The organism is Bifidobacterium sp. UBA744, assembly GCA_002298605.1.
GTDB lineage: Bacteria > Actinomycetota > Actinomycetes > Actinomycetales > Bifidobacteriaceae > Bifidobacterium.
This window is the reverse complement of record DBKS01000047.1, coordinates 1-25,684: the sequence shown is the minus strand read 5'-3', so window position 1 is coordinate 25,684 and position 25,684 is coordinate 1. Positions and strand designations below refer to the sequence as shown.

Below are 25,684 nucleotides of genomic sequence, written 5' to 3'. Positions count from 1 at the left end.
TGTTCCCGGGCTGCGTGGTCGAGTGCCGCGCCGTGGGCCTGTACCACATGGTCGACGAGGCCGGCGGCGACGACAAGATCCTGTGCGTGCCGGCCGACGTGCGCTTCGACGACATCAAGGACGTCGACGACGTCAACGAGTACCACAAGGCCGAAATCAAGCACTTCTTCGAGCAGTACAAGGCCCTGGAGCCGGGCAAGGAGGTCAAGCCCGGCGACTACTGGACCGGCGTGGAAGCCGCCGAGAAGGAGATCGCCGAGGCTCGTCAGCGTCTCGCCGACTCCGAAGGCAAGTGAGCCCATCAGCCAGCACGATCTGAGTCTGGCATCAAACGCGACGGCCATGCCTTGACCGTCGCGTTTTTACGTTCCGGACGCAGGAGCCCCGCACAACAGCATTTTCACCACTATGATCGCTAGCATTCTTCAAACGCTGCTCATTTCCGTTTCCATGGCCATGGACGCCTTCGCCGTCTCAATCGGCAAGGGCCTGACCGTCTCCCGCGTCCGGCTCAGGGATGCCGCGGACATCGCCCTGTGGTTCGGCGGATTCCAGGCGCTGTTTCCGATATTGGGATATTTCGCCGCCTCGACCTTCGCCTCATACGTCACCGCATTCGACCATTGGATCATCTTCGGCCTGCTGGCGCTCATCGGCGGCAACATGATCCACGAGGCATTTGAGGAGGACGAGGAAAACGCCCGGGAGACCCCGCAATTCGATTGGAGGCACATGCTGCCGCTTGCCGTCGCATGCTCGATTGACGCCTTCGCCATGGGCGTGAGCTTCGCCTTTATGAGCACGAATCTGACGATGCAGGTCGCTTCCATCGGCGTGATCACCGCAATGCTGTCGGCGGCCGGGCTCTACCTCGGCCACGCGTTCGGCGCCCGATGGCAGAAGCCCTCCCAGATCGCGGGCGGACTGGTCCTGATCATCATCGGCGCCAAAGTGCTCTGCGAGCACATGGGATGGCTGCCGTTCTAGCGCCTACCAATTCAGCGGGAACATCCAGGCGAGCGCGCCGAGGAACACCGGCAGTCCCGCAAACATCACCGGCAGCAAAGCAAGACCGACCCATGTTCTCGGCGCGGTCAATTCCATGTCGCCCCGCCACAGCACGCCGATCAGGCTGATCGACACCGCCATCGCGATCACGATCACCATGGTGAGCGCATACTGGCACGCCAGGCCGCGTTCATACGCCTCGCCGCCTTCGACGAACAGGAAGGGCAGAAAACACCAGCCGCCGGCCGCGGCCGAGCCGACGCCGCTGATAATGCAACGCGAAAACGTAATGATGAGGTGGCTTCTGTCGCGACGCAGCATCTGCCGTCCGAACCCGACGACAACCAGCACCGTCATCAGCACGCCGAATGCGCACGCCCACAGCACGGAGGCGCTCCGGAAGGTGACGTACCGATCGCCGGTCGCCAGCACGCGCCAGCCGAACAGGATGGAAACAAGCCCCAACGCCCACGACAGCAGCCAGGAGAACCGTCCCAGGCCCGGCAGGCCGCGAAACGGCCACACCATGTGATAGACGCTTACCAGTATGGCGGCCCCCAGCACCGGCAGCAGGGTCCCCGGAGCGAACGCGGTGTCGAACCGCAAACCGCATACCGTCGGCAGCAGGCCGCATACGCCCAGCAGCAGATACGCCGACACCTGCGCCGCAACCAGTGTGCCGCCGCCGACGTTGCCGACGCCGCCGCCCGCATCACTGGTATCCACCGCGCCAGAGGCCCTGCGACCGCCATCGGTGCGCGACGATTGGTCCGACTTCGCTGTATCCACGCTTGTTTGTCCCACATTCCCATACTGTACGGCCATGTGTCCACAACAACAATTACAAATTAACCAGGGGTTACGCTGTAACGCTACACTGGAACCAGTGGTGGCAAGGCAAACCAGATAGCAGCAAAAGGGGATACCGTGACGGATTTGACACTGATGACGGTTGCAAGCGACCCGGCATCCGTACTGCCATCCCTCGCTTTGCTGTCGCACCGCGTGCGCGTGCTGCCCATGGACGCCGCCTCCCTGGTGAAGATGCCGGAGAACACGATTCTGTTTCTCGATGCGCGGGATGATCTGGCTTCCGCCAAAACCCTGTGCCGTCTGATCCATGCCTCCGGCCTGTCCACGCCGATCGTGCTGATTCTCACCGAAGGCGGCTTCACCGTGGTCACCTCCGAATGGGGCGTGGCCGACGTGGTGGTATCCACCGCCTCCCCCGCCGAGGTCGAGGCGCGTCTTCGTCTGGTTTCCGAACGCGGCACGCAGTACACGTCCGCCATCACGGGTGTCACGACACCCGCCAACACCAGGGTCGACGCCGAAGATGGCCAGATCCGCTCCGGCGACTTGGTGGTGGACACCAATGGGTACACCGCTTCGCTGCACGGCCATCCGATCGACTTGGCCTACAAGGAATTCGAGCTGCTCAAATATCTGGTTCAGCATCCTGGCCGCGTCTTCACCCGCGCCCAGCTGCTGCAGGAGGTTTGGGGGTACGACTACTACGGCGGCACTCGCACGGTCGATGTGCACATCCGCCGTCTCCGTGCCAAGCTCGGCGGCGAATACGAGCATCTCATCGGCACGGTGCGCAACGTCGGCTACCGTTTCGACCCGCCCGAAGACGAACAGCAGGATGGCGAGGCGCGCGCGCAGGCCTCGGCCGGCGCTCATGGACTCAGTGGCCTCGACGCCGCCGCCACCAATGCCAACGCCAACGCCCCGCAACCGGCCGCTCCCGGGGCCGATGCGAACGGCCAGTCCTGATGCCCCGCGAGAGCAAGGCCGCACGGCTTTCGCGCATCCACGATGAATACGCCCTGCTATGCGAGGAATTCCCCCATCCGGCATGCGCGCTGAACTTTTCCACGCCATGGCAGCTGCTCATCGCCACGGTGCTGTCCGCGCAAACCACTGACAAACGGGTCAACACCGTCACTCCCGAGCTTTTCGCCGCCTACCCGGACGCAGCGTCCCTCGCCGCCGCCAATCCCGAAACGCTCGAGGGCATCATTCATCCGCTCGGCTTCTACCGGTCGAAGACCAGACACCTCATCGGGCTGTCCCAAGCCCTGACGGAACGGTTCGGCGGCCAGGTCCCCGACACCATGGACGAACTGACCACGCTGCCCGGCGTCGGCCGGAAAACCGCGAATGTGGTGCTCGGCAACGCATTCGGCGTACCAGGCCTGCCGGTGGACACCCATGTGATCCGCGTCACCGGTCGTCTTCGCTGGCGGTCGGATTGGAACAAACCGACGGGCCTTGATCCGACGCGCATCGAGCGCGAATTATGCGGAATCTTCCCGCCCAATGAGTGGACGAATCTGTCTCACCGCCTCATCCTGCACGGCCGCGCGACCTGCCACGCGCGCACCCCCGACTGCGCTCGCTGCCCGCTGGCCGGCACCTGCCCGTCAGCCGGATAGCGCGATGGCCGCCGCCGCACGTCATTGCGCTCGTTAGACTGTAAAAGTATGGCAAGATCTCGCGCGCATGCACGCAAATCCCCGTCAACGGGCATGCGGTCATTCCTCGTGTTCGCCCTCACCGCCGCCATACTGTGCGGCTTGGTCTGGGGAGGTTGGGCCTATCTCCACCGCGATGGCCTGGACGACGGCGGGTTCATCGGCGATCTGGGCGACGCAAACGGATCCAAGCTCACCTTGGCGATTACGGGCGAGGCGCCGCAGTCCCTGGACATCCGCACCGACTCCTCCACCGCGCTTGACCAGGCGTTGCTGGGCAACGTCTACGAAACCCTGCTCAAACGCACCACCGACAATGGCGTCGCCCCCGGCATCGCATCGTCCTGGAGTATTTCCGACGACGGCCTGACCTACACCTTCCAGCTCAATGGCGCCATGCACTTCGCCAACGGAGACACGCTCGACGCCACTGACGTGGTCGACTCGCTGCGGCGAAGCGTGCAGAACAACTATGCGGGCACCGACAAACTCGACGGCCTGTCATCCGTATCCGGCACCGGCGCCGACACGGTCGTCATCACGCTCAGCAAACCCAACCCCGATCTGCCGTGGCTGCTGTCCGGCCGCCCCGGCATCGTCTACGACACCCGGGCGAACGTCGACTATGCCACCCACTCTCTCGGATCGGGACCGTTCAGCGTCAAATCCTTCGAAGCGGGCAAATCCCTGACATTGCAGCGCAACGCCAACTATTGGAACACCTCGGCGGCCGCACGCAGCCACACCATCACCCTGAACTATTTCGCCGACGCCAATCTCGCCGCAACCGCCATGGCCAAGGGGGAGACCGACCTGATCGTCGAAGCGGCCCCCGGCACCTTGGACATGCTGCGTTCCCACAGCGACATCACCCTCCAGCAGGTCGACTCCACCAGAAAGGTGCTGCTCGGCTTCAACGGCCGATCCGATTCGATGTTCTCCGAAGCCCGCATGCGTCAGGGCGTCCGCTACGCCATCAACCATCAGGCGATCGTCGACGACCAGGGGGCCGCGGGGCTGCTGGGCGGACCGATCTCGTCACTCGACCCCGGGTATGAGGATCTGACGGGGCTGTTCCCCTACGACTTCCAACGGGCGTACCGCACCACCGCCTATTTCATCCCCGTGTTCACCAAGGAGACCAAACGCCTGGTGGTACCGACCGAATACGCGCATATCGCGGATATGATCGCCAACGATCTCAACAAGCTCGACCTGGGCGTACGGGTGGAGGTCATCGACGACGCCACATGGCGGACCCGCGTGGTCGAGCAGCATGACTTCGACATGACCATTTTCGCGATGAACGGCAGCCACGACGTGGACGACCTGGCCGACCCGTCCCTGTTCCTCGGCTACACCGACGGCGAAGGCGAGGAATTCGCCAAGCGGGCGCGAGCCGCCACCAACGACGCGGAATACGCCGACCGCCTGAAAACGCTGGCCAGGCGCCTGAGCGACAATGCGGCGGCTGATTTCCTGTATGTGGAGCGCCCCTGGATCGCCTACCGCAACACCGTGACCGGGGTTCCCACCTTCAACCGACCCGACGTGTCGCTGCCGCTGGAGACGCTCGGCAAAGCCTGATTTCCGGCGTTCGCGCACCCCCGGCCGCCACGCCGGAGACTGTCGGCGATCCTACCTAAACTTGCGGCTATGACTGATCAGCAAGAAGAGGGCATCATCAATGCCAATCTGACCGCGCTGCCCGACAAGGTGGGCGTGGAAGGCCTCGAAGACAAGTGGCGCGCCACTTGGGACAAAGAGGGCACCTACAAATTCAACAACACCCGCGACCGCAAGGCCGTCTATTCCATCGACACCCCGCCGCCCACCGTCTCCGGCTCGCTGCATGTGGGGCATGTGTTCTCGTACACCCACACCGACGTCATCGCGCGCTACAAGCGCATGCGCGGCTACGACGTGTTCTATCCGATGGGCTGGGATGACAACGGCCTGCCCACCGAGCGCCGCGTGCAGAACTACTACGGCGTGCGAGTGGACGTCTCACTGCCGTACGACCCCGATTTCAAGCCCCCGTTCGAAGGCACCGACGGCAAGAAGATCGACGCCAGGGATCAGGTCCCGATCTCCCGCAAGAACTTCATCGAACTGTGCGAAAAACTCACCGCACGCGACGAGCAGCAGTTCGAGGCGCTGTGGCGCAAGCTGGGCCTGTCGATCGACTGGTCGCAAACCTACCACACCATTGGCGAGCATCCGCGGCGCGTGGCCCAGAAGGCCTTCCTGCGCAACCTCGCCCGCGGCGAGGCCTATCAGCAGGACGCCCCCGGCCTGTGGGACGTGACGTTCCAGACCGCCGTGGCCCAGGCCGAGCTCGAAAGCCGCGAATACCCGGGCTTCTACCACAAGCTGGCCTTCCGCTTTGAGGACGGCACCCCGATCTACATCGAAACCACCCGCCCGGAGCTGCTGGCGGCCTGCACCTCGTTGATCGCCAACCCGGATGACGACCGATACAAGCCCTATTTCGGCCAGTACGTCTACTCCCCGCTGTTCAAGGTCAAGGTGCCGATTCTGGCCCATCCGGCCGCCGAAATGGACAAGGGCGCCGGCATCGCCATGTGCTGCACCTTCGGCGACGTCACCGACGTGGAATGGTGGCGTGATCTCAAGCTGCCCACCCGTCCGATCATCCAGCGCAACGGCCGCATCATCATGACCGTGCCGGATTGGATCGAGGACGAGAACGGCAGGAAGATCTTCGAGGAGACCGAAGGCAAGACCACGTTCTCCGCCCGCAAGATCATCGTCGACCATCTGCGCGAATCCGGCGATCTGGACGGCGAGCCGACGCCGACCAAGCGTATGACGAACTTCTACGAGAAGGGTGACAAGCCGCTCGAGATCGTCACCTCCCGCCAGTGGTACCTCAGGAACGGCGGCACCGACCCCAAGCTGAACGCCGAGCTGATCCAGCGCGGCAAGGAGCTCAACTTCCACCCCGACTTCATGCGCGTGCGCTACGAGAACTGGGTGCACGGACTGAACGGCGATTGGCTGATCTCCCGTCAGCGCTTCTTCGGCGTGCCCTTCCCTCTGTGGTACCCGCTGGACGAGAACGGCGAGCCAGACTACGATCACCCGATCACCCCGTCCGAGGACGTGCTGCCGATCGATCCGACCATCGACGTGCCGGCCGGCTACACCGCGGACCAGCGTGACCAGCCGAACGGTTTCACCGCCGAAAAAGACATTATGGACACGTGGGCCACCTCGTCGCTGACCCCGCAGATCGTCACCCATTGGGCCGAGCCGGACGAGGAGTCCAAGGCGCTGTTCAAGGCCACCTTCCCGATGGATCTGCGCCCGCAGGGACAGGACATCATCCGCACCTGGCTGTTCAGCAGCATCGATCGCGCCCATCTGGAGAACCAGTGCCTGCCGTGGTCCAACACCACGCTGTCCGGATGGATTCTCGACCCCGACCACAAGAAGATGTCGAAGTCCAAGGGCAACGTCGTGGTGCCGAAGGAGCCGATCGAGAAATTCGGCGCCGACGCCGTGCGCTACTGGGCCGCCGCAGCCCGCCTGGGCCTCGACGCCACGTACGATGTGGGTCAGATGAAGATCGGACGCCGTTTGGCCATCAAGCTGCTGAACGCCACCAAGTTCGCCCTGGCCATCGGCCGCGAGGACGAGAACCATCATGTGGGCTCGCCCGCCACCGCCACCTGGAATCCAGCCGACGTCACCGAACCGCTTGACCGCGCCGCCATGGCCAAGCTCGCCGTGGTCATCCGCCAGGCCACCGACAACCTCGAATCCTATGAGCATTCCAAGGCTCTGGAGGTCATCGAGTCCTTCTTCTGGCAGTTCTGCGACGACTACATCGAGCTCGTCAAGAACCGCGCCTACGGCACCCCGGACGAACATGGCAAGGTGCCGAGCGACAAGGCCGTGAAGTCCGCGCGCACCGCGCTGGGGCTGGGTCTTGACGCCTTCGCCCGTCTGCTCGCGCCCTATCTGCCGTATGCCACCGAAGAGGTGTGGAGCTGGATGCACGCAGGCTCCGGTTCCGTGCACCATGCCGCCTGGCCGACTCCGGAGCGGTATGCCGCGGCCGCCATGGGCGTCTCCCCCGACACCCTCGCCTGGGCAGGCAAGGCCGTGGAGCAGCTGCGCAAGATCAAGTCCGAGGCCAAGGTCTCCATGAAGACTCCGATCCTGTCGGTGGTGCTGTCCGCCGCGCACAATGGCGCCGAAGCGATTCGTTCCGCCATGGATGACATCGCGCAGGCCGGACGCGTCGTCGGCAAGTTCGATCTGGTGGAGAAGCATGCCGAAGAGGCTGCCGCCGATGACGAGGCCTCGGATGAGACGATCGACATCGAATCCAGCGAGCTGGGCGAACCGCCGGCGAAGAAGAAGCCCCGTCAGACCGCCTGACGACCCGGTTTTCGCAACCCGTGAAAACCGCGCCAAATGAAATGGCCGGTCCCATCACATATGGGACCGGCCATTTCGTATAAAAAGAGGACGATGCATCGCCATCTCAGCCCATGAATTTGCCTACAATCGCGCCCAATCCCGGAATCTGCGATTCGGCGGCATGAGCGCTGCCCTGCTGGACGGCAATGGCGTCGGCATCCCCCACCTCGGGCAACGCTATAAGGAAACTCGCCGCGCGGGTATGCCTGTTATCGGGTGACACCACGTCGCCGACGGCGCCGGCCGCACTGTCGGCGACGCCATCCACTCGGGCCGCGCTGGCGGCAAGGGCCTCACGAACGATGTCGGAAGGCTGCGCGCCGGCGGGCAGCAACGCGTTTGCCGCCGCCTGCAGATCGCTTCCGCAATCTCTCAGCGAAGCGATCTGGGTGCTACTATCACCCGATCCTTCGCTGAGCGACCGGGTCTCATCTTGTGGCTGCACGGCACCGGAAATCGGCATCGCGGCAATACCGTCCTGCCGTGCGCTCCTACCATTGGTCGCGGAGTCGTCGCCCCGAGAGTCTCCGCCGGCACCCTCCCGCACGGTTTGGTCGCCATGCCCCGACTGCTCGGCCGCTTCAATGCGCTCGATGGCTTCCCCAAGCATATTTGCCATACCGGTATGCCGCGAGGCATTGGCCATGGTGCTCAACGCAGTGGAAATCCCCGACGTATATCGCCCCGCCGCCGCGCCGTCGCCGAATGCGGCATTGGTTTGGCCAACGGCGGCCACTACGTCCGACCCCTGGTCAATATAGCCGGTAAAAGCATCGGTATAGGCCATGGAAAAGGAAATCATCGCATTGGCGAGCTGACTTTGCCCATCGGCATATCGCGTTTTGCCCACCGACAGTTCCTTGATCTGCCTGTCTTTGAGATTCGCCGCAAGCCCGGAAAGACCATTCCGGCGAATGGCATCGAGTACGGTGTCCAGCACATCGGCGGCGCCTTCATGCTCATGGGCGGCGCTCATGTCATTCACCGCATTCGCCAAGTCGGTGACGGACGCGGCCAGCGGCGTATCGCCGGTCAGTTCCCCGGTCATGCCGATCAGGGCGCCCATCTGCGTCCTCCGTCCCGCTGGCATGGTCATATGCGCGGCATACGAGTGCACATACCGATCGATATACACGCCGAACTGACGCGCATACGCGGCATGCGTCGTCTCGATGTCCTGCGCCGCAGCGGCCCGTTCCTCATCTCGCTTCGACGCGAGTTCGTCGAGCAGACTCGCGTACCGTTCGGCGTTGGCGTCGGCGTCACCGTTCTCCGTACCGTCAGCCGCCGAGGCGGTCAACTGGCCCGCACCGACGGCCAACGACAAGAACCGGTCGCGCAACGCGGCGGCGTCAACCTCCCGCCCATCGGATTGCCGATCAGCGGGCACGGCCGCTACAATCAGCTTGCCCATGCGGAAAGCCGTGGCGGTCACATAGCAATCCCACGTATTGGATTGCCCGGCCGCGCCTAATGCCGTCACAAGATACCGGTCGCCATCATCGGTGACCAAAGCCCTTCCGCCTGGCACGGCAACACTCGAAGCCGCGTCTTTGGGCACGGTGAAGGCGACCAAGGGCATCGCGTCATGCCCATACCGGCTGTCCGCCACCGGATTGGGGGCGACGCTGACATGCACGCCCACCAATCCGTCCGCCCCGACAATCGAACGCTCGCTGGCATCCGGACCGTCAAGGCTATACCGCACATCGATTGTCCATGGCAACTCCTTGCCCCCGGGCCGCACCACGGTTTGCGTGGACAGCTCCCCTGGCCGCAAGGCCTCGATGCGGCGCGATTCCTCCGTGGCAATGGCCGCGCCGCCGGATGCGGCACCATAGTCGACGATGGTTCCCGGGCTGTTCACCGAAAACACATTCCTCACGATCCACGCACCTTGATTGCGATGAGTCAGCCATGCATACACCTGTTGCGTTTTGTCGTACGATGCGGTGTCCTCGGCGTTCAACGCGGCGAGGGAAGCCGCAACCGTCCGAGCGTCACGGACATAGCCGCCCGAGGGAACGCTTATCAGCAGCCCCACGCATGCCGCCGCAACCACACCGTCCACGCATATATGCGCCAACCGCCGGACCGCTGCCATATCACCTTTCCCCACCCATGTCGCCGACACATCAGGCGAACACATCGAGTACGCCGGGATCACCGCCGGCATCGGCGATGCGCTGGTGGCGCTTTTTCGCCTCGGTGACCACGAACTCGCGATACATTTCGGCGATCTCCGGATCCAATCCGGCATCGATGGCCAACCGCCGCAACCGTTCGATCTGATAGTCCTCACGCTTGTAATCGGCGGGGGCGAAACCGGACCTCGCCTTCAGCACCCCCACCTGCGACGTGTATTTGAAACGCTCAGCCAACAGGGCGATCACAGCCATATCGACATTGTCGATGGACTGGCGCAACGCCTTGATCTTCGCCACTGCTTCGGCCACCTCGGGATGTTCGGCCGCTTGCGCGGCATCAATGGTGGAGTTCCGCCAATCGCCACCTTCTTCAGGGCTTTTCGTCGTTTCGCTCATGCCTCTACGATACCGCGGGCCGGTTCCCGTTCGGAACCCGACCCGCAGTTTGCGTCATATTCGCCCTCGCCGTGAAACCCTACGGAATCACTTGAACGCCGGCTACTTGTTTTGCGGCAGCGTGGACGTAATGGCTGCGAGGAAGTCTCGATTCGTTGCGGTCTTCTTCAAACGCGGCACCAAGGTCTGATACGCCTGCTCGGGCTCCATACCGCCCAGCGCGCGACGCAGCCCGTAGATCACGGCCAATTCGGCGGGCGGAGTGATCAGCTCCTCGCGACGGGTACCGGACGCGTTGATGTCGATGGCCGGGAAGAGACGCTTGTCCGCCAGCTCGCGGCTAAGACGCAGCTCCATGTTGCCGGTTCCCTTGAACTCCTCGAAGATCACCTCGTCCATCTTGGAACCGGTTTCCACCAGCGCGGACGAGATAATTGTCAGGGATCCGCCGTTTTCGATGTTGCGGGCGGCGCCAAAGAACTTCTTGGGCGGATAGAGCGCCTGGGCGTCCACGCCGCCGGAGAGGATGCGCCCGGAAGCCGGCGCGGCGATATTGTACGCGCGGGCCAGACGGGTCATGGAATCAAGCAGCACCACAACATCCTGACCGAGTTCCACCAGACGCTTCGCGCGCTCAATGGCCAGCTCGGCGACGGTGGTGTGGTCGGAGGCGGGACGATCGAAAGTGGAGGAGATCACCTCGCCCTGAACCGTGCGCTCCATGTCGGTGACCTCTTCGGGGCGCTCGTCCACCAGCACCACCATCAGGTGCACTTCGGGATTGTTGGTGGTGATGGCATTGGCGATGTTCTGCAGCGTGATGGTCTTGCCGGCCTTCGGGGGGGAGACGATCAAACCACGCTGCCCCTTGCCGATCGGGGAGACGATATCCATGATGCGACCGGTGATCTTATTCGCAGTGGTCTCCTGCTTCAGGCGCTCCTGCGGGTACAGCGGGGTGAGCTTGGCGAATTGAGGGCGGTTGCGCGCCTCTTCCACGCTCATGCCGTTAATCGAATCGATGGACTGCAGCGGCACGAACTTCTGACGCTGGTTGCGGCGTTCGTTCTCGCGCGGCGCGCGAATGGCCCCATGCACGGCATCGCCCTTGCGCAGGCCGTACTTCTTGACCTGGCCCATCGAAATGTACACGTCGTTCGGACCGGGTAGATAGCCGGAAGTACGCACAAACGCATAGGAATCAAGCACGTCGACGATGCCGGCCACCGGGACCAGGTCGTCTTGCGCCGACTGCGAAGAGGACTCTTCGCGGTCGTAGTCGCGATCCTCGCGAATACGGCGATCCTCGCGATCACGACGATCACGACGGTTGGAACGCTCACGGCGATCCTCGCGATCGCTGCGGTTGGCGCGGTCGCGACGCGCATGGCGGAACTCGCTCTCCTCATCGCCTGTACGCGACGGCAGCGCGGCGAGAATGTCATCCAAGTCGCGAACATTGCCGTGTTCGTTCTCGCGCGGCTCGGCATCCTGATTGCGGCGTCGGCGGCGGGGCAGCTGCAGCGGCTCATCGCCGGCGACATGATCCTTGCGCGACTGCCGCGCGGGCCCCTCGTCAATACCCAGCACTTCAAACAGGTCGCCCGGCGCCTTGGCCTCGCGTTTGCCGGAATCCTCCAGCGGCTTGTTGCCGCGGCGAACCACGCGACGCTTCCGGTCGTCATCGCGGCCGGGCAGATCGATGTCCAACTCGATGGACTTGCGGCGCGGACGTCGACGAGACTCATTCTCGCCGATGCGCTGATCGTCGCCCTTGTCGGCGGGAACGGCCTGTCGGGCGGGGCTCTCGGCGGTTTCCGTCGACTTCGACGTCTCGGGGCGATGCTCGTCCTCTTTGACGTCGACGGCGGCAAAACCGGTAAGATCATCAGATGAGGAGGGCTGCTGCCCAGCCTTCTGGGCGGGCTTCTGATCGGTCTTGGGGGCGCGCACGGTGACGCCGGCGGGCGCCTCGCCTCCGGAACGGGCGGCCTGAATGGTGGCTATCAGTGCCGGTTTGCGCATGGTCGATGTGCCGCGCAGACCCATCTGCTTGGCGAGCTCCTTGAGCTCAGGCAGCTTCATATCCTCTAAATTTTGGCTGGTTGCCACAGTGATAATGCCTTTCCTTGGCCTCTGCCCACCACGCATAACGCGGGGCATATGGCATATAAGCATGAATTCGACGGGGACCCGTCTCGAACGCCGGACGCTTGCGCAGCGTAACCGAACGGTGTTAACCATACAACGCCATAACGACCAATGCAAACGGCCGGATCGCGTCAGCATGCAAAAGCGGCTACGAGCCTGAGATCAGCTCATAGCCGCCTGGGCGGACGGGCCGTACGAGCGCACGGCTACGTCGTCATCGGATGTTATTTCGCCTCGTGATAGGACTTTTCGGTATTGACCTTCCACACGTTCTGCTTCGAGGTCTTGCCGTTCTTGATATTGCCGACGGCCTCGATGGCGGTGGCCATGGAGTGGTCCATGTTGTTGTAGCGATGCTGGCCATTGCGGCCGACGCAGTACAGGTTGCCGAAGCCGTCGAGGTAATCGATCAGCTCATCCATCTGGTCATAGGTGTCGAAGTAGGCCGGATACGCCTTCTTCACGCGTTCGCGATGGGAGTCGAGCACATCCTGGGGGCCGTTGATCACGCGCATGCGGGTCAGCTCGTCGATGGCGAGCTTGGTGGCCTCCTCGTCGCTCAGGTTCCAGAAATCATCACCCTCGGCGCAGAAGTATTCGAGGCCGATCCACACCGTGTTGTCGACGTCCTTGACCAGATAGGGGCTCCAGTTGTTGAACACCTGGATGCGGCCGCACTTGTATCCGGGATCCTGTACATAAATCCAGCAGTCCGGTACGATCGGCGGGTTGCCGAGGGTGGGGATGTCGGTGGTGTTCTTCAGCTTGAGGTGCTTGACCAGCAGGCCAACCGTCACAAAGTCGCGGTACGGCAGGCCCTCGGCGATGGTGGTCATGTCTTTCGGAGCGGGGGTGGACGAAGCGTCGATCGACTCGACCAGATCCTTCACCGGCATCGACGAAATGAACTGGTCGCCGTTCAGCGTCACACGGTTGCCGTCCTTGTCGACGTACACGACATTGCTGATCCTGCCCTCGGCCTGGTCGATTTCAACGACCTTGGCGTTGGTGATGACCTTGACGCCGGCGTTCACGCAGTTCTTCTCAACGGTTTCCCACAGCTGTCCCGGGCCGTATTTGGGATACCAGAATTCCTCGATCAGCGAGGTCTCGACCTCGGCATTGGAACGCTTCTTGGGCAGAAGCTTCGCGAACGCGTTCTTGAGCACGCCCAGAATCGACAGGCCCTTCACGCGCTGGGCGCCCCAATCCGCGGAGATCTCGGAGGGGTGACGGCCCCACAGCTTCTCGGTATAGCCCTCGAAGAACATCGAATAGAGCTTGCGGCCGAAGCGGTTGATGTAGAAGTTCTCAAGATTCGTCTCGGGCAGCTTGTGCACCATGGACTTGAGGTACGAGAAACCGGCCACCATCGTCAGTTTGAAGCCCATGGCCTTCAAGGTATTGGGCGACAGCGAAATCGGATAGTCGAAGAAGCGGTGGTTCCAGAAAATGCGGGACACGCGGTGACGCTTCAGCATCACTTCGTCGGTGGTCTCGGGATCCGGGCCGCCGGGCTCCAAATCATGGTGGCGGCCGAGCTTTTTGTCGTCATAGGACGGCGCGCCCTGCAGCGGCAGAATGTTCTTCCACCAGTCCATGATGCGATCGTCCTTGGAAAAGAAGCGGTGGCCGCCGATGTCCATGCGGTTGCCGTTATAGTGCACGGTGCGAGAAATGCCGCCGAACGCCTCGGTCTCTTCAAGCACGGTGACGTCGTACTTGTCAGCGCCGCCATCCTTGATCAGTTCCCATGCGGCGGTCAAACCGGCCGGGCCGCCGCCGATAATCACTACGGACTGCTTGTCAGTCATTGGTCCTCCTGATGAATATGAATCCGCATCAGACTATACGAATCCGTCGAAGCCATTACCTTCACGACGCCAATGCACACGAATGCCACACCGGCCGCCGCGAAATGCCATACGAGCCACCGTGCAAGCCGAGGTACAGACGAGCGGACGAAAAGGCCCATCAACGCATATTGTCGGGGATGTCGATATCGGAATGCTGCACTTCCTCAACATTCACATCTTTAAATGTAACGATACGCACGTTCTTGACAAAACGGCTGGAACGGTACACGTCCCACACCCAGGCGTCGGTCAGCTGCACATCGAAATAGACGTCCTGCCCGGCGGAACGCACATTGAAATCGACCTTGTTGGCCAGATAGAACCTGCGCTCGGTTTCCACCACGTAGGTGAACAGTTTGATGACGTCGCGATACTCGCGATACAGGGCGAGCTCGGCGTCGGTTTCATAATTGTCGAGATCCTCGGCACTCACTATTGCTCCTCGCTCTCACGCTTCCGGCTGCGTCCAAGATTACGCCACCAGGCCTGCTTCGACGCCTTGGACTTGCCGTCCGAACCATAGGCCCACGATTGGGGGCGGCCATCGTCGTTGTCGTCGGGCATGGAGGACCGATGATGCGCCTTCGGGGCCTTGCCATCCGCAGCGGCGTCCGACGATGCCCCAACCGACCGTTCGGGGGAACGGCCCGCGGCATCACCGGATGCGGTGACGGCCGCGGCGGCGAAGCCCGACTCCGTCCGCCCGCCATCGGACAGGGCGTCGATGATGCCCTGCTGAATCGCGAGGGAGTGCTCACGCGCCACCAGCGCCTCACGTACACCGGGGTTGTCGGTGATCAGATGCAGGCCAAAAGCGTCCAACGAGGCAACAGGATCGTACTCATCGGCCAGGGTGCCCATGACGATCTGATCCATGTATTTGTTGTTCTCGTCATCCCACAGGGCATCGCGCGACGTACCCTCGGGCACGAATCCCAAGGAGCGGTACACCGAACGGGATCTTGTGTTCTTTTCGGGCACGGCCACCCAGATGCGATGCAGCCCAAGGCCGGCCGGCTGCGGGGCGAATCCATAGGTCAGCACTCGCGGCATGGCGTCGCGCGAGTAGCCGCGGCCGCGGTAGTCGCGACCAAGCACGATCTGAATGCGGGCCGACTTGCCCCATCCGTCAATATCGATGAGGAAAATCATGCCGATCATATTCTCAGCGGCTTCGTCATCAGACTCGTCGTTACCGTCATGATCCGCTTTGGTGAGCATCGCCCAGGCCATCGTGCGACGAGCCTCGGGGTCCCCCACACCGGACTGCGCCGGAGTCTGCCCCTGTTCCCACGCCACGGAACGATGGACCCATGCGTGAACCACCGCGCGTTCCGCCGCCTCATCCTTGCCGGTTATGCCGGAGGCTTTGTAGTAGGCGTCAAGTTCGTCCATACGTGGCAGATCCTCAAGAGTCACGGGACGCAGCGTGACCATTTCGCCACGAATGCCGGGTACGGTGATGCTCGCCGGCAGTTCCCTTGAATCGGCGATATTCGGAATGATTTCGTTGGTTAGCGACATACGCACTTCCCCCCTGAATCATTGTTGATTGTCGTATCGGATCGTTGTAAAACCGGAGGCTATTCTAGCGCAGACGCCTGAATATCGACTGGGAACAGGCAGCCGGGGCCGGCCATACGGAAAGGCGGGACGCCGTTCATGCCAGAACCGCGCCCCGCCTGCCGTCAGTCAGAGACCAGCGACCGTTCAGCCCCTGACCTTGCTCATCACAACCTTGGTGACGGCCTTGGCGTCAGCCTGACCACGGGTGGCCTTCATCACGGCGCCGATGATCACACCCATGGGCTTCATATTGCCGCTCTTCAGCTTCTCGGCCACATCGGGATTGGCTTCGAGCGCATCGTCCACGGCCTTTTCGATGGCGCCGTTGTCGGAGACGATCTTGTAGCCGTGCTTGGCGACGACCTCGGACGGGGTGCCCTCGCCGGCCAGCACGCCGGTCACGGTCTGCTTGGCCAGCTTGTCATTGAGCTTGCCATCGGCGATCAGTTTCTCGACTTCGGCCACGTCGGCCGGAGTGATGGCCAGCTCCTCCAGCGAAACGCCCTTGGCGTTGGCCTCCCGGCTCAGTTCGCCCAGCCACCACTTACGGGCACCCGCGGCGGTGGCGCCGGCCTTGACGGTTTCCTCGATCAGATCAAGGGCGTCGGCGTTGAGAATGTCGCGCATCTGAATGTCGGTGAGCTGCCATTCCGCCTTGAGGCGGTTGCGACGTTCACGCGGCATCTCCGGCATCTGAGCCTTGATCTCCTCGACATGCTCCGGGGTGATGTGCAGCATCACCAGATCCGGATCCGGGAAATAGCGATAGTCGTCAGCGTCGGACTTCACGCGACCGCCGGCGGTCGCCTGCGCGGATTCATCCCAGTGGCGGGTCTCCTGCAGGATCTCTCCGCCTTCGGACAGGATCTGGGCCTGGCGACGGATCTCATACTGGATGGTCTTCTCGATGCCGCGGAAGGAATTCACGTTCTTGGTTTCGGAACGGGTTCCATACGGATCGGAGGACGAACGACGCAGCGAAACGTTCACATCGGCGCGCATATTGCCCTGTTCCATGCGAGCATGCGAGATGTTCAGCGCACGCACAATGTCTCGAATGGCACGCATATAGGCGCCGGCGATCTCCGGGGCGCGGTCGCCCGCCCCCTCGATCGGCTTGGTCACGATCTCAATCAGCGGCACACCGGCGCGGTTGTAGTCGACCAGCGAGTGATCGGCGCCCTCGATGCGCCCGTCGGCGCCACCCACATGGGTGTTCTTGCCGGCGTCGTCCTCGATGTGGGCGCGTTCGATCGGCACGCGAAACACCGTGCCGTCCTCCAGTTCCACATCCAGGTAGCCGTTGCCGTTAGTGGGCTTGTCGTACTGCGAGATCTGGTAATCGCGCGGCATGTCCGGGTAGAAGTAGTTCTTGCGCGCGAACTGGCTCCACTCGTTGATTTCGCAGTGCAGGGCGAGACCCAGCTTGATCGCGTAGTCGACGGCGGTTTTGTTCACCACCGGCAGCGATCCCGGCAGGCCGAGGCTCACGGGGGTGAGCTGGGTGTTCGGTTCGCCGCCGAAATGCACTTCGGCGGGGCAGAACAGCTTGGTGCGGGTGGACAGCTCCACGTGGGTTTCGAGGCCGATCACCGGATCGAACTGCTTGCAGGCCTCGGAGTACTTCATGAGTTTTTCAGCCATGATCTTCCTTTGATTCCTTGTTCCGATTCCTGTGCGGTCACTCGCCGAGCCACGGAGTCTTCAGATCGTTCCAAATCGGACCGCCCCACTGCTCCTCAAGAGCGGCCTCGAGGGCGGCGGCGGGCTTGTACATCACTTCGTCACGCTGCTGCGGCGCGATGAACTGGATGCCCACCGGCAGCCTGAGATCGTCCGCGGACAGGCCGGCCGGAATGGACATGGCGGGCACGCCGGCGAGATTGGCCGGAATGGTGGCGATGTCGTTCATGTACATGGCCATGGGGTCGTCCATCTTCTCGCCGAACTTGAAGGCGGTGGACGGGGACGTCGGAGACACCAGCACGTCGACCTTCTCGAAGGCGGCCTTGAAATCGTTGATGATCAGGGTGCGGACCTTCTGCGCGGAACCGTACCACGCGTCGTAGTAGCCGGCGGACAGCGCGTAGGTGCCCAAGATGATACGACGCTTCACCTCGTCGCCGAAGCCGGCCTCGCGAGTGTAGGCCATCATGTTGGCGGCGGTCTGCGGCTTGTCCGCCGGCGGCATCACGCGCAGGCCGTAGCGCATGCCATCGTAACGGGCCAGATTGGAGCTGACCTCGGACGGCATGATGATGTAGTAGGCGCCCAACGCGTACGGGAAGTGCGGGCAGGAAACCTCGGTGACCTCGGCGCCCAGCTCCTTGAGCTTGGCCACGGCCTCATCGAAGCGCTGGCTGACGCCGGGCTGGAACCCCTCGCCGGAGAGTTCCTTGACCAGGCCGACCTTCAGCCCCTTGAGATCGCCCTTCAGGCCTTCGCGGGCGGCGGCGGCCATGGGACGCGGTCCTTCGGGGATCGACGTGGAATCGCGGCGATCGTTGCCGCCAATGATCTCCTGCAGCAAGGCGGCATCGAGTACGGTACGGGAAACCGGGCCGATCTGATCCAGTGAGGAGGCCATCGCGATGGCGCCGAAACGGGAAACGCCACCATATGTCGGCTTCACACCGACGGTGCCGGTCAGCGAGCCGGGCTGGCGAATCGAGCCACCGGTATCGGTGCCCAGAGCCAGCGGGGCCTCGAACGCGGCGACCGCGGAAGCCGAACCGCCGCCGGAGCCGCCCGGCACGCGTTCCGTATCCCACGGGTTGTGGGTGGTCTGATAGGCGGAATGCTCGGTGGAGGATCCCTGGGCGAATTCGTCGAGGTTGGTCTTGCCGAGAATCGGCATGCCGGCGGCCTTGAGCTTCTCGATGACAGTGGCGTCATACGGGGGCACCCATCCTTCGAGAATCTTGGAAGCGGCGGTGGTTTCGATGCCCTTGGTGACGATCATGTCCTTGATGGCGACCGGCACACCGGCCAGTTCGGGCAGAGCGGCCTTCTCATCGGCGCTCTTGGCGTCGAAGGCGTCGGCCTGCTCCAGGGCCACGTCACCGGAAACCTTCAAAAAGGCCTTGATGGACGGCTCTGCGGCTTCAATGACATTGAGATGCGCTTCAACCAACTCGCGGGACGAGACATCGCCCTTTCTGATGGCGGCAGCCTGCTCGACGGCAGACAGCTTGACGAGCTGCGCGGTTTCGTTGCTCACGGTCATAACGGTTGTCACTCCTCGCTTCCCAGAATTCGCGGTGCCAGGAACATGCCGTCCGCGGTCTTCGGACCACCTGCGAGCGCCTCTTCCTGAGTCAGCGGAGTGGCGGGCACGTCGGGACGCAGATAGGCCTCGAGCGGCACGGGGTTGGCGGTAGGTTCGACGTCGTCGGAAGCGACTTCCTGCACCTTGTTGATGGAGTCTGCGATGACGTTGAGTTCGCCCTGAAGTCGGGTGATTTCCTCATCGGTGAGCGCGATTCGGGCGAGATCGCCCAAATGCACGATTTCTTCTCGTGAAAAAGTAGGCATGCCTCACACCATATCGCGTCTATGTGACACGCCTCGTTCACATCTCGCGTCCTTGTGCGGCGGTCGGCAGGACGTCCCGCGCGGCAGGCAGGACGTCCTGCGCGGCACCCCGAGTGGGCGCCACGCAGTGTCCTGGACGATGTCCGAGCGTTTCATCACCAGCAGCCGGAATGGCCGGGCACGACCTGCATGCCTGGCGTCGAGTCTCCTGAGAATGCGTGGGTCCGAACCGGCCGGGCGGTTCAGCGCGGCACGGCATGCTGGGCGATCCACACATGCATGGCTACCGCGGCGGCCGCTCCGGCGTTGATGGAGCGCACCGAACCGAACTGGGAGATATACACCACGTCGTCGGCGAGCTTCAATGCCTGTTGGCTGAGCCCGGGGCCTTCCGCGCCGAACAGCAGCAGGCATCGCTTCGGGAATCGGTAGGTTTCCATGGGCACGGCGCCGGGAATGATGTCGAGGGCGATCACACGGGCGTCGGCGAGCTCACCGAGTCTGGCGTCGGCGGCGTCCACGGCTTGGGCCGCCTGACGCGCAGCCGCCACGTCGCCATCCGTTGCGGCCCGGTGCGCATGATAGGCGGCGGCCCGCGCCTCGGATCGCGTTGCCGCGATTTCGCCGTCGATGCGCCGATGCCAGCAATCCACCAGTTCGGCAATGCTGGGGTGATGCTCCACATGCTGGTAGAGCTCGGTCATAAGCGCACCCTTGCGATTCCATTTATGCGGCCCAACGATGTGGACCCGTCGCGCCTGGAACGCATTGGCCGTGCGCACCATGGAACCGATGTTGAAATCGTGCGTCCAATTCTCGACGCCAACTTCGAAGTCATGACGACCACGGGCATCGAGGTCATCTTTGATGGCCCGTACCGACCAATAGCGATATCGGTCGAGTACATTGCGGCGGTCGCCTTCGTCAAGCAGCGTCGCGTCAAACCTCGCGTCATAGTTCGGGGAGGCGGGATCATCCGGCCGGGGCTCACCGGGATGGGTTTCGGACCATGGGCCAACACCGATTTCGCGGAATTTCGGCTCGCCGGAGCGTTTGGCTGCGGCGGTGATTGGATTGGGAGTTCTCATGGCGTTTCAGCGGCGTCCGATATGTCAGTCGGCTCGCAGCGCCGACTCGTCGTATGCGCGGATAAACGGCAGCTCCCGCTGCTCGCCCGTCACCGGATGGACCACGTTCAGCGTTGTGAACGGCCCGCCGATGAGCGCCGCCACGGCCAGGATCTCGGCGCCCTCATTGCCGACGATGCCGAAATCAAGGCTCAATTCATTGCCATTGCGCAATGTGACCAACGACGAAGTCTGCACATAGGATTTTTCGGACAGCCAGGAATCGAGCAGGATGACGCGCCTGCCTGTGATTGACGGACCCTTGATCGAGGGATATACAAAGTCCATGACGAATCCGTCAAGATCCTGTCCGCGGGACGCCGCAGCCGTGATCATGGAGGTGACCAGCGGCACGGCGGCAGCGGTCAGCGCGCCCACGGCGTCGAAATCGTCCAGCGTGTAGCCGGCCTCTTCAAGCGTATCGATCAGCACATGCCCGGCGAGCTCCGCGCCACGATGATGGAACGTTACGCCAGACAGCTCGCTGAACGGCTTGTCATGCACCGCATCCGCGAGAAGCACACCCAGCTGGGTCTTTGGATCGCTCATTTCGAAGGCGGTCTCATTGCGCGTGTCCGCAAAACCGGTGGGACGAAATCCGGCGGAAGCATCATCTGTTGTAACCATGCTCCCCAGCGTATCCGCTGCCGGGTACGTGGCAATCGCCCCAACGCCCTTCCCCCGCCGGCATTCCCTCGGGCATTCCCTCGGGCATTCCCTCGCTCCGACGTTGTGCGGAGCATTGTTTGCCGCCGGAATCAGGGCCTCGCACCGAGGTTATTGAGGCCTCTTATTGAAGCCTCTGCTCCGAACGAGTGGTTTCGCTGACTTCGGGAGCGGTGAGCTCGCGGACATTGGCATTGTCTGAATCGATGAGGCCAACCTCCCCGATGACACGGGAACGATCAAGGCGCTGCAGCTTGCGGGCCGATACCAGCACACGGGATTCCAACGAAGCGGCGAACTGGTTGTATGCCCCAACGGTTTTCGTAATGGCATTGCCCAACTTGGTGGCTTTGTCCCCAAGCACCGCGAAACGCTCATACAACTCCCGGGAGAGGTCAAAGAGCGTCTTGGCGTCATCACTCAGCGCTTGCTGCTGCCATGCATACGCCACGGACTTCAGCACGGCCCACAGTGTCACCGGCGACGTCAAGGCGACCTTATGGGCAAACGCGTCATCCATCAACGTCGGATCCGCCTCAAGCGCCGCCTGCAGCAACGCCTCATTGGGAATAAAGGCAATGACGAAATCAGGCGTCGTCGGGAACGCCTCCCAATACGCCTTGGCCGACAGCGCCTTCACATGCTCGCGCACGTCATGCGCATGGGCCCTGAGCAATTCGGCGCGGCGGTCCAGTTCCTCGGGCGAAGCGGTATCCGGAATCTCGCACGCTCGCTGATAATTCGCATACGGCGCCTTGGCGTCGATCGGAATGGTTTTATTCCCGGGCAGATGCACAACCATGTCGGGACGCTGAACGCGGCCCTCGGAATCAGTGACCACCACCTGCGTGTCGAAGTCCACATGCTCCAGAAGCCCAGCCGATTCCATAATGTTCTTGAGCTGCGCCTCACCCCATGCACCGCGCACCTTGTTGTTGCGCAATGCGGCAGAAAGCGAACTCGTTTCGCGATCCAGCCGAGCCTGCTGCTCGTTAAGCCCCTTGAGCTGCTCGCCCAAGGCGCCCATTTCGGCCCGTCTGCCCTCTTCGATCTGCGCGACTTTGGCCTGAAGCGCATCAAGATTCTTCTGCACCGGAGCCAACGCGCTCAGCACCTTCCCCTGAGCCTGCGCCTCCTCCTGCGCCTTCTCGCGTTCGCGCTGCAAACGCTGCTTCTCAGCTTGCTGCGCCTGGGCAAGCTGGGACTGCACGTACCCCAGCTGACGCTCCAGCCCCTGCGCCTGCGCACGGGCCGCAGCCGATTCGGACTGGGCCTGCGCCATATCCTCGCGCATGGCGGCCACCTGCGCACGCCCGGCATCAAGCTCACGCGAGGCCACGGCCCGCTCGGACCGAGCGCCTTTGGCCTTGCCGACGAAATAACCGGCCGTCAAGCCAAGGACGCCAATAACCAATGTCGCCACAATCGCGACCGCAATAGATATTTCGAACATGTGTTCTAATACAGCACACCCCCCGGACGACAACCGGGCGCCAGGCGTCCATATGCATCCAAATCGCCGAGATTTCAGTGCAACACGCGAAAGTCCACAGTCGAACATATGTTCTATATATCAGCTTTCAGCGCGTCGCCGCGCTCGCCGCACAGCGAAAAAAACTGAGCTACCGGCAAATAGCGGGCCATTGCATCCGGCGTCGCGTAAAGTTGGCAACGAGATAACGACAAGGAGGACCAATGGGCTTCGATGTATTCATGCTGGCCGTGTCGATTGTAATCGCCGGCCTACTCACCTGGCTCGTCATCAGGTTCTTCTTCGGCTCAAGAAAGGCCGCTTCCGGAATTCCGCACGGCGATTCGCAAAGCGCGCATATCGTGGTCAGAGGAGGCTACTCGCCGGACCTCATCGAAGTGCAGGCCGGCGTCCCGACCGACCTTGAATTCGAACGTCAGGAAACAGGGGAATGCACGTCGCATGTCGTATTCGCCGACCTCGGCCTCGACGCCATGCTCCCGGGCAACGAAACCACCGTCGTGAGAATCCCGGCGCTGCCGGCCGGCGAATATCCATTCGCCTGCGGCATGAACATGGTGCACGGCATGCTCAAAGTCACGGGGGAACCCCCCGCGAACGCAGAACCCATGAATTCCCCGTTCACCCCCGCCTCAGCCCGCATCGACCCATTGGACAACGAACGCCGCGAAAACGCCGAACGCCGAAAGGAGATCGCGGCAACAACCCGGCTCGTCGCCATAGCGTCGGCTCTCACCATCCCGGTGTTCGCCATCGCCATGCTTTCGATGAACGGCAATATGCTGCCCGGATTCCTCGCCAGCCCCTGGCTGCAGGCAATACTCGTCACGCCGGTCATGTTCTACTGCGGCGGCCCGATCCACCATGTGGGGTGGGCGGCACTACGCCACCACTCCCCCGACATGAATTCGCTGGTGGCCCTTGGCACCACAGCCGCGTACATCTACAGCCTTCTGGTCTGCATTGCCTCGAGCATCATGCCCTCCGGCTCGCAGGAACCGTATTTCGAATCAGTGGGCGTGGTCATCACGCTGGTGCTGGTCGGCCGCCTGCTGGAGGCAAAGGCCCGCGAGGGGACCGGCAAAGCCGTGCAAACCCTCATCAAGCTTCAACCTCGAACCGCCCGCCGCATCAGCGACAGCGACCTGGCCGCAGGACCGTCCCGCTGGAAATCACTGGACACCGGCGCCAAGGTTACCGTCAACGAGCTCAAGGCGAACGACCTTCTGGTCATCGCAGCCGGGGAACGCGTACCGGCGGACGGCGTGATCGTTGAAGGTTCCGCACGCCTCGACGAATCAATGCTCACCGGGGAGTCGAGAACCGTCGACAAGCAGGCCGGAGACACCGTTACCGGCGCCACCATGAACCTCAACGGCGCATTCGTCATGCGCGCCACCCGGGTGGGTTCCAATACGGTACTTTCCCAAATCGTCGCACTGGTAACACGCGCGCAAGCCACCAAAGCCCCCGTGCAACGCCTTGCGGACCGCATCGCACGCATATTCGTGCCGGCTGTGATCATCATCGCCATCTGGACCTTCGCCGCCTGGATCGTGATCGGACCGCAACCACGCCTCGCCCATGCGCTGATCGCAGCGGTAAGCGTGCTGATCATCGCCTGCCCCTGCGCCCTGGGACTGGCGACGCCACTCTCCGTCACCGCCGCCACCGGATTGGGGGCGCAGCACGGCGTGCTGGTCACATCAGCGCAGGCCCTCGAACAGGCGCGCAAGATCCGCACCGTCGTCTTCGACAAAACCGGCACCATCACACAGGGCATCGCCGACAATGGCTCCTCCCTCGACAAGGCGTCCTACGCCAATGACGTCGTCAAGGAGGGATCGGTGCAGGCAATCGCCTCCTTGCGCGCGGCCGGCATCCGCACAGTCATGCTCAGCGGAGACACGGCCGAGGAGGCCACGAGAATCGCCGCCAGAGTGGGCATCGACACGGTTATCGCCCAGGTCAAGCCCGACGGCAAGTCATATTGGATCGCCAAACTGCAGGAGGAACGCGATCAGCGCGGCGACGGCGACGAGCGAATCGCCATGGTGGGCGACGGCATCAACGACGCTCCAGCGCTGGCCAAGGCGGATATCGGTTTTGCCATTGGAACCGGCACCGACGTGGCCATGCAATCCGCAGACGTCACGTTAATGAGCGGCGATCTGCGCGGGGTGCTGCGCACCATCAACCTCTCCGCCATCACCATGCGCAACATCACCGAAAATCTTGCGTGGGCATTCGGCTACAACATCATCGGCATTCCGATCGCCGCCGGGGTCCTCTATCCGTTCACCGGCTGGCTGCTCAGCCCAATGATCGCCGGACTTGCCATGGCATTAAGCTCGGTATGCCTGGTCCTCAACGCCAATCGCCTGCGCCATGCGACGATTCGCGAGGACACCGTCGCTGCGACCAATCAACCAGGTCAATCAGATCAACCCGGCCAACCACAGCAGACCCGGCAGACCCGGCAGCCGGAAAACGCAGCGCGTCGCAGCACCCATAATCCCACCGTCATCATCGACGACAGGACAAACCTCGCCGGTCTCGATGGCAGCAAGGCGACGAACCAAACACACGAGACCAACCCAGCCAACGTCACCAACACAACAACCAAGGAGCCCACCATGGCAATGCGCCACATGAACATGAGCCAACCCACCGACGGCGAAACCGCAACCGACCCGGTATGCGGCATGACCGTCCCTGTCAGCGGCGAAGCCATCAGCCGCGAATACGACGGCAAGACCTACTACTTCTGCGGCGAACACTGCGCGGAAAACTTCATGAAGGCACCGCA

Annotated in this window: 20 protein-coding genes; 7 read left to right on the top strand and 13 right to left on the bottom strand. The window is 62.8% G+C overall.

Annotation, left to right across the window (positions count from 1 at the left end; genetic code table 11):
* A partial coding sequence (locus tag B2994_RS05110; protein WP_291527293.1) for an inorganic diphosphatase occupies window positions 1–296 on the top strand: 296 nt, incomplete at its 5' end.
* A gap of 112 nt (window positions 297–408) precedes the next feature.
* A complete protein-coding gene (locus tag B2994_RS05105; protein ID WP_291527292.1) occupies window positions 409–987 on the top strand; it encodes a manganese efflux pump MntP family protein in 579 nt (192 codons plus the stop codon).
* Between the two features lie 3 nt (window positions 988–990).
* Here the strand turns inward: B2994_RS05105 and B2994_RS05100 are convergent, their stop codons facing one another.
* A complete protein-coding gene (locus tag B2994_RS05100; protein ID WP_291527291.1) occupies window positions 991–1,812 on the bottom strand; it encodes a hypothetical protein in 822 nt (273 codons plus the stop codon).
* Window positions 1,813–1,953: 141 nt separating this feature from the next.
* On the opposite strand from B2994_RS05100, the gene B2994_RS05095 reads away from it, so the two are divergent.
* The 4 genes from B2994_RS05095 to valS all read left to right on the top strand — a co-directional run bounded on the left by B2994_RS05095 (window position 1,954) and on the right by valS (window position 7,898).
* Window positions 1,954–2,787, top strand: a complete 834-nt coding sequence (locus B2994_RS05095) for a winged helix-turn-helix transcriptional regulator (protein ID WP_291527295.1) — start codon at window positions 1,954–1,956, stop codon at window positions 2,785–2,787.
* Window positions 2,787–3,449, top strand: coding sequence for an endonuclease III (gene nth, locus B2994_RS05090; RefSeq protein WP_291527290.1), 663 nt, complete (start codon window positions 2,787–2,789; stop codon window positions 3,447–3,449). The genes B2994_RS05095 and nth overlap by 1 nt, the downstream gene beginning before the upstream one ends.
* 48 nt (window positions 3,450–3,497) lie before the next feature.
* Entirely contained in the window at window positions 3,498–5,075 is a 1,578-nt protein-coding gene (locus tag B2994_RS05085; protein WP_291527289.1) for an ABC transporter substrate-binding protein, read from the top strand.
* 69 nt (window positions 5,076–5,144) lie between these two features.
* Window positions 5,145–7,898 (top strand): valine--tRNA ligase, encoded by a 2,754-nt coding sequence (gene valS, locus B2994_RS05080; RefSeq protein ID WP_291527288.1) that lies wholly within the window; start codon window positions 5,145–5,147, stop codon window positions 7,896–7,898.
* A 106-nt stretch (window positions 7,899–8,004) separates the two neighbouring features.
* On the opposite strand, the gene B2994_RS05075 is transcribed toward valS, so the two are convergent.
* The 12 genes from B2994_RS05075 to rmuC form a co-directional block, all read right to left on the bottom strand.
* A complete protein-coding gene (locus B2994_RS05075; RefSeq protein ID WP_291527287.1) occupies window positions 8,005–10,044 on the bottom strand; it encodes a hypothetical protein in 2,040 nt (679 codons plus the stop codon).
* A gap of 31 nt (window positions 10,045–10,075) precedes the next feature.
* Window positions 10,076–10,483, bottom strand: coding sequence for a chorismate mutase (locus tag B2994_RS05070; RefSeq protein WP_291527286.1), 408 nt, complete (start codon window positions 10,481–10,483; stop codon window positions 10,076–10,078).
* Window positions 10,484–10,585: 102 nt separating this feature from the next.
* Window positions 10,586–12,595, bottom strand: coding sequence for a transcription termination factor Rho (gene rho, locus B2994_RS05065; protein ID WP_291527285.1), 2,010 nt, complete (start codon window positions 12,593–12,595; stop codon window positions 10,586–10,588).
* A 263-nt stretch (window positions 12,596–12,858) separates the two neighbouring features.
* Window positions 12,859–14,448 carry an NAD(P)/FAD-dependent oxidoreductase gene (locus tag B2994_RS05060; RefSeq protein WP_291527284.1) on the bottom strand — a complete coding sequence of 530 codons (1,590 nt, stop codon included), beginning with the start codon at window positions 14,446–14,448 and terminating at the stop codon, window positions 12,859–12,861.
* Window positions 14,449–14,608: 160 nt separating this feature from the next.
* The gene (locus B2994_RS05055; protein ID WP_291527283.1) at window positions 14,609–14,923 is read right to left on the bottom strand and encodes a DUF2469 domain-containing protein; all 315 of its coding nucleotides are present in this window, start codon (window positions 14,921–14,923) and stop codon (window positions 14,609–14,611) included.
* Window positions 14,923–16,014: a GNAT family N-acetyltransferase gene (locus B2994_RS05050; protein ID WP_291527282.1), complete on the bottom strand. Its 1,092-nt coding sequence runs from the start codon at window positions 16,012–16,014 to the stop codon at window positions 14,923–14,925. Before B2994_RS05050 ends, B2994_RS05055 begins: the two co-directional genes overlap by 1 nt.
* 186 nt (window positions 16,015–16,200) lie before the next feature.
* A complete protein-coding gene (gatB, locus tag B2994_RS05045; RefSeq protein ID WP_291527281.1) occupies window positions 16,201–17,700 on the bottom strand; it encodes an Asp-tRNA(Asn)/Glu-tRNA(Gln) amidotransferase subunit GatB in 1,500 nt (499 codons plus the stop codon).
* Between the two features lie 37 nt (window positions 17,701–17,737).
* Window positions 17,738–19,276 (bottom strand): Asp-tRNA(Asn)/Glu-tRNA(Gln) amidotransferase subunit GatA, encoded by a 1,539-nt coding sequence (gatA, locus tag B2994_RS05040; RefSeq protein ID WP_291527294.1) that lies wholly within the window; start codon window positions 19,274–19,276, stop codon window positions 17,738–17,740.
* A 14-nt stretch (window positions 19,277–19,290) separates the two neighbouring features.
* A complete protein-coding gene (gene gatC / locus B2994_RS05035; RefSeq protein ID WP_291527280.1) occupies window positions 19,291–19,590 on the bottom strand; it encodes an Asp-tRNA(Asn)/Glu-tRNA(Gln) amidotransferase subunit GatC in 300 nt (99 codons plus the stop codon).
* A 242-nt stretch (window positions 19,591–19,832) separates the two neighbouring features.
* On the bottom strand, window positions 19,833–20,678 hold the full coding sequence (locus tag B2994_RS05030) for a TrmH family RNA methyltransferase (protein ID WP_291527279.1): 846 nt from the start codon (window positions 20,676–20,678) through the stop codon (window positions 19,833–19,835).
* A 24-nt stretch (window positions 20,679–20,702) separates the two neighbouring features.
* Complete coding sequence (locus tag B2994_RS05025) at window positions 20,703–21,266, bottom strand: orotate phosphoribosyltransferase (protein WP_414630643.1); 564 nt, start codon at window positions 21,264–21,266, stop codon at window positions 20,703–20,705.
* A gap of 241 nt (window positions 21,267–21,507) precedes the next feature.
* Entirely contained in the window at window positions 21,508–22,836 is a 1,329-nt protein-coding gene (gene rmuC / locus B2994_RS05020) for a DNA recombination protein RmuC (RefSeq protein ID WP_291527277.1), read from the bottom strand.
* A 242-nt stretch (window positions 22,837–23,078) separates the two neighbouring features.
* On the opposite strand from rmuC, the gene B2994_RS05015 reads away from it, so the two are divergent.
* A partial coding sequence (locus tag B2994_RS05015; protein WP_291527276.1) for an HAD-IC family P-type ATPase occupies window positions 23,079–25,684 on the top strand: 2,606 nt, incomplete at its 3' end.

Excerpts from the sequence above, each read along its gene's own strand:
- B2994_RS05060 (WP_291527284.1), bottom strand. The coding sequence starts at position 14,448 with ATGACTGACAAGCAGTCCGTAGTGATTATCGGCGGCGGCCCGGCCGGT.
- B2994_RS05025 (WP_414630643.1), bottom strand. The coding sequence starts at position 21,266 with ATGAGCGATCCAAAGACCCAGCTGGGTGTGCTTCTCGCGGATGCGGTG.
- rmuC (WP_291527277.1), bottom strand. The coding sequence starts at position 22,836 with ATGTTCGAAATATCTATTGCGGTCGCGATTGTGGCGACATTGGTTATT.
- B2994_RS05070 (WP_291527286.1), bottom strand. The coding sequence starts at position 10,483 with ATGAGCGAAACGACGAAAAGCCCTGAAGAAGGTGGCGATTGGCGGAAC.
- B2994_RS05050 (WP_291527282.1), bottom strand. The coding sequence starts at position 16,014 with ATGTCGCTAACCAACGAAATCATTCCGAATATCGCCGATTCAAGGGAA.
- nth (WP_291527290.1), top strand. The coding sequence starts at position 2,787 with ATGCCCCGCGAGAGCAAGGCCGCACGGCTTTCGCGCATCCACGATGAA.
- gatC (WP_291527280.1), bottom strand. The coding sequence starts at position 19,590 with ATGCCTACTTTTTCACGAGAAGAAATCGTGCATTTGGGCGATCTCGCC.
- B2994_RS05105 (WP_291527292.1), top strand. The coding sequence starts at position 409 with ATGATCGCTAGCATTCTTCAAACGCTGCTCATTTCCGTTTCCATGGCC.
- B2994_RS05095 (WP_291527295.1), top strand. The coding sequence starts at position 1,954 with ATGACGGTTGCAAGCGACCCGGCATCCGTACTGCCATCCCTCGCTTTG.
- B2994_RS05075 (WP_291527287.1), bottom strand. The coding sequence starts at position 10,044 with ATGGCAGCGGTCCGGCGGTTGGCGCATATATGCGTGGACGGTGTGGTT.
- valS (WP_291527288.1), top strand. The coding sequence starts at position 5,145 with ATGACTGATCAGCAAGAAGAGGGCATCATCAATGCCAATCTGACCGCG.
- B2994_RS05085 (WP_291527289.1), top strand. The coding sequence starts at position 3,498 with ATGGCAAGATCTCGCGCGCATGCACGCAAATCCCCGTCAACGGGCATG.
- gatB (WP_291527281.1), bottom strand. The coding sequence starts at position 17,700 with ATGGCTGAAAAACTCATGAAGTACTCCGAGGCCTGCAAGCAGTTCGAT.
- B2994_RS05030 (WP_291527279.1), bottom strand. The coding sequence starts at position 20,678 with ATGAGAACTCCCAATCCAATCACCGCCGCAGCCAAACGCTCCGGCGAG.